This window comes from Mesorhizobium sp. M1A.F.Ca.IN.022.07.1.1 (assembly GCF_003997575.1).
Lineage (GTDB): Bacteria > Pseudomonadota > Alphaproteobacteria > Rhizobiales > Rhizobiaceae > Mesorhizobium.
Map to the genome: position 1 here is coordinate 1 of NZ_RZST01000436.1, position 4,166 is coordinate 4,166.

Consider the following 4,166-nt stretch of genomic DNA (forward strand, 5'->3'; position numbering starts at 1 on the left):
TGGCCGCTAGCGCATTGTCGGCCAGTTCGGGGCCGGCGGCGGCGCCGAAGAGCAGGTTTTGGCCGATCGATGCTTCCTTGTTGTAGGCGCCTGGTTCGAAAGGAACCACCAGTCCGCTCAGCCCTTCCTGTTCCAGCCGGGTTCGAAGCGCCGCACGCAGTTCGACGATGCGCCTGGCGAGTTCCGTGTGACGCGTCAGGTCAGCCGAGGAGCGCAAGCCAAGATCCAGAATGTCGCGCGACAGAAGAACCGCGTCGAGCACCCGGCGCACCGCCTCAAAAAGGTCGTGCGGGCCGGTGGCGCCGGCGGAAGCATAGTCGATCCAGTCGCTCCGGATATCGAGGTCCGAATTGCCCGACCGCCGCGCCTCGTGAATGTTCCAGCGCTGCTGGTCTGCCGCAGCACCCTCATAAGGCACTGATGTCAGCGGCGCATGCTTCAACCCGTAGAGCAGGTTATCGCGGAGGCTTGCATGGAACAGGAAAACATCCGACGAGGCGTAGGACATGCGCCGGCCGGTCACCGCTTCGGGAAGTTCAAGCAGGTCGTCGGCGCCCGAAGCGATCTTTCCGCTGTCCGGCCAGTTCAGCCGCGCGAAGGCTTCCGCAAGCGCCTCCGCTCCACCTGTTGCGGTGCTGACCAGCGCCACCGTCTCACCCGGCTTGACCTGGAGCGAGATCCGGTCGAGGAGCATTCCACCGCCATCGTCCGCTATGGACAGATTGATCGCCGACAGCGGGTTGGTCATCGGACCGGGAGCATCGATCGTCAACGCCCCAATTCTTGGCGCAATGAGACCCTCGACGGTGAATTGCTCAACGACCTGCTGGTATTTGACCTGGACGTCCTGGCGAGCCTGATCCCAGTCGATCAGTTCCTTCATCGGTCCGGGCAGGTCCTTGTAGGCGCTGATCACGGCCACCAGCTGGCCGACGTCCAGCCGCCCCCGGATGACCAGGTAGCCACCGATCATGTAGAACAGAAAGGGCGTGAGCTGCGCCAGGAAATTGTTGAGGAACTTCACCATGAATTTCCATTGGTAAAGATCGAAGCGGATCTTGAAAATGAGGCCGAGCCGGGCAGCTATGTCGGCGCGCTCGTAGTTTGATGTGTCGTGGACGTGAACCGCGCCGATGCCGTCGACGATTTCGCCGACCCGGCCCGAGAGCGCGCGCGCCGTCAACTGCCGTTCGCGCCCGAGCACGATCAGCCGCCGCCGCATGCGCGGGATGAGGACGATCTGGATCACCACGATCACGACCGCAATCGTTCCGAGCCAGAAGTTTTGCACCATGATGAACAGCATGGCCGTCAGCGCCTGACCGCCGAGCAGCACCGGCTGCAGGAAGGCATCGCCGATGAAGCCCCCCAGCGGCTCCACCTCGTCCTTCACCATGGTCGCCACTTCGGCGGATTTCACGCGTTTGAAGTAAATCGGCGGAAACCGCAGCACGCGATCGATCAGATCGAAACGGATACGCCGCAGCATGCGCTCGCCAAGTCGGCCTTTGTATGTGTTGATGTAGAGTTTGAACAGGCCGTTGATGATGACTAGCAAAAGGAAAACAATACTCAGCGCAAACAGCGTCTCCGTGCGGTCGAGCTGAAAGCCGGAGAAGAACTGCACCTCACCAATGAATGGCAGGTCATAGTGCAGCCTCATGAACGGCTGGGTCGCACCGGGTTCTCCGAAACCCTTACCTTGGATGGGGCCGTTGACGATCAGCTTCGGCAGATCGAAGGATATGAAATACGGGATCATCGAAAGCACGACGATCATCAATATCCAGACCTGCTGCTTCTTGGTGTGCGTCCAGATATAGCGGGCTAAACTGGGTTCCATCCGACCATGGACCGTTCAATTGGAAGGCTGCAGGACATAGAAGCACCTGCTGGCTAATGGCGCATCGGCAATTTCTTCGTCGCCAACGACATGCTTCGAGCCACAGTGCACCGTGATTGTCCTGCGCTCAACGATGAAAGGACGCTGCGAGGCGGCGCGATCCAGTTCAGGCGCATGGTCGATGACCGCAACACGGGCATTGTTGATCAGCGAAGAAAGCAGCTGGCCAAACGATTGACGGCTGCCGTGGCGTTTTGGCGAACGGCCGCCACAGCTGCGCTGCTGATGCTGGCGCATGAACGCCGTTGGTCCGGACTGATGCGACAGCCCCTCTCCGGCACGGGGCAATGGCGAAGCGGCGTGCAGCATGATCAACGTCCGCGAACCAACCAGCCTTGCCGGGGCAAGATTGCGTTGTGTCGCCCGAAATCCCAACCTACAAGACGAGTATGATGGATGTCACGCAACCACGCAATGCGGGCATGGACGGGCACGAACAGGCCTTGGACCTCACGCGGGGAATTGCCGCCTATGTCAACCACCCTCTCGTGGCAGGGCTGGCGCGCGTCATCGCCAAGCATCCGCAGGCCGATATCGCCAACGCCTTCAACCACAAGCAGGTCGCCTGCAAAATGTGGGCGCTCGACAGGCTGTTCGACAGCTGCGGCGGCCGGTTCGGGCGCATATGTGTTCTGGGTGGATGGTACGGCGTACTGCCGGCAATGCTTTTCAACGACGCTCGCTTCGACATCGGGACGATTGATAGCGTCGACATCGATCCCGAAGTCGCGCCGGTCGCCCGCACCCTCAACCGGGATGCCGTTGACCGGTTCCGGGCCCTGACGGCAGATATGTACGCCGTTGACTATGCGGCCGCGCAGCCCGACCTAGTGGTCAATACGAGCTGCGAACACATAGTCGATCTGCGCGCCTGGCTTGCCCTGCTTCCGCGGGGCACGAATGTATTGCTGCAATCGAACGATTATTTCAGCGAGCCGACCCACATCAACTGCGCGGCTTCACTGGCAGCCTTCGAAGCAATGGCGCCGCTACGGAAGGTGCGGTTCGCGGGCGAACTGCCGACCAAAAATTATACGCGTTTCATGCTGATTGGAACTGTTTAACGCATTTCGCTCTAAAGAAGCGTGACGGCTGTCGAATAACGACGTCGCGCGAATCTCACCGGGGCGACGCGCGTTAGCTAGAGTTCCGTTTTCAGGGACCATGTTCGATGTCGCTCGCGCAGGATTTGGGCCGAGCGACGCGCGCCTTCCAGATCGAGACGATGCGCGGACGGCCTCGGTCCAGCAAGCGCCTGTTCGATCGCTCGCGCCAAACCTTCAGGCGTTAGGTCCTTTTCCGTCAGCACCGTTGCGAGACCGAGTTCTTCGAGCATCAGGGCGCGAACCGTCTGTTCGGTTTCCGCGCCCGCTGCAAATGGAACGAGTAGGGAGCGACAACCCGCGCGAAGCACGTCGCAGACCGTGTTGTAACCCGCCTGCGAGACCGAGAGGCGGGCGCCGGTCAGCAGGCTGGCGAAATCCTCGCGGAACCGGAAGACGGACAGGCCCGGCGTGGCATCGCGTGCGATCGCGTCGAAATCGCCTTTCGGCAGGTTGGGACCGGTGATCAAACACCATTTCCAAGCGCTGTTGGCATTCCGCGCCGCTGCAACAGTGGCACTGACGAGGCTCTTTCCGGCAGCCCCGCCGCCAACCGACACCAGAACGTCGAAGCGCTCGGAGACCGCGGGCGGTGGCGGCGCGGCAACGAGCCCAGTGTAGGCAACCTTGGCCCTGATCGCCCCAGCCAGTGGAAAGGTCTTGTCGATGGTTGCGAAAGCCGGATCGCCGTGGACCATGACAAGGTCGAAATGCGTGTTGATGAGATCGACCGTTTCCTCGTTTCGGCCCGGCTTGACGCGCTCCTGAAGGATATCACGGACGGACGTCGCCAGCAGCGGTCTGGGTGATGTCGCCTCGATGGCCTCGATCAGCGGCAGGAGTTCGAAACGCATCTGCCGGCGTCCAAATGGAAACGCCTCGACAATGACGATATCGGGCCCGCAATCCCGATAGGCCTGCAACAGCATCTCCGAACGCCATTTCTTGAAAGCATCGTCGATGGGTTTGCCCTGCAGGTCGACAAGTCCGGAAAATCCTTCATCGCCGGAGGTGACGGGAGGCAGAGATACAGATTTGACGCCCGATCCTGGAAACCCCGCGATCGGCGCGCCGCCCGTCACTACGGTTACGTCAAACCCGTCATCGACCAGAGCCGCCGCAATGCGGCTGGCGCGCGCAAGATGGCCGATACCCAGGAG

4 protein-coding genes are annotated in these 4,166 nt (G+C 61.2%); 1 reads left to right on the top strand and 3 read right to left on the bottom strand.

All coding sequences use genetic code 11. The features are described 5' to 3' along the window. Both EOA75_RS29780 and EOA75_RS29785 read right to left on the bottom strand, forming a co-directional pair. Positions 1 to 1,843 (bottom strand): ABC transporter ATP-binding protein (locus EOA75_RS29780; RefSeq protein WP_164747656.1); only part of this gene is annotated, 1,843 nt, incomplete at its 3' end. A 15-nt stretch (positions 1,844 to 1,858) separates the two neighbouring features. After that, entirely contained in the window at positions 1,859 to 2,212 is a 354-nt protein-coding gene (locus tag EOA75_RS29785; protein WP_127325824.1) for a hypothetical protein, read from the bottom strand. Positions 2,213 to 2,295: 83 nt separating this feature from the next. On the opposite strand from EOA75_RS29785, the gene EOA75_RS29790 reads away from it, so the two are divergent. Beyond that, a complete protein-coding gene (locus tag EOA75_RS29790; RefSeq protein ID WP_127325826.1) occupies positions 2,296 to 2,967 on the top strand; it encodes a class I SAM-dependent methyltransferase in 672 nt (223 codons plus the stop codon). A gap of 77 nt (positions 2,968 to 3,044) precedes the next feature. On the opposite strand, the gene EOA75_RS29795 is transcribed toward EOA75_RS29790, so the two are convergent. Beyond that, a partial coding sequence (locus EOA75_RS29795; protein ID WP_127325825.1) for a glycosyltransferase family protein occupies positions 3,045 to 4,166 on the bottom strand: 1,122 nt, incomplete at its 5' end.

Coding starts and splice junctions, on each gene's coding strand:
- EOA75_RS29785 (WP_127325824.1), bottom strand. CDS start 2,212: ATGCTGCACGCCGCTTCGCCATTGCCCCGTGCCGGAGAGGGGCTGTCG.
- EOA75_RS29790 (WP_127325826.1), top strand. CDS start 2,296: ATGGATGTCACGCAACCACGCAATGCGGGCATGGACGGGCACGAACAG.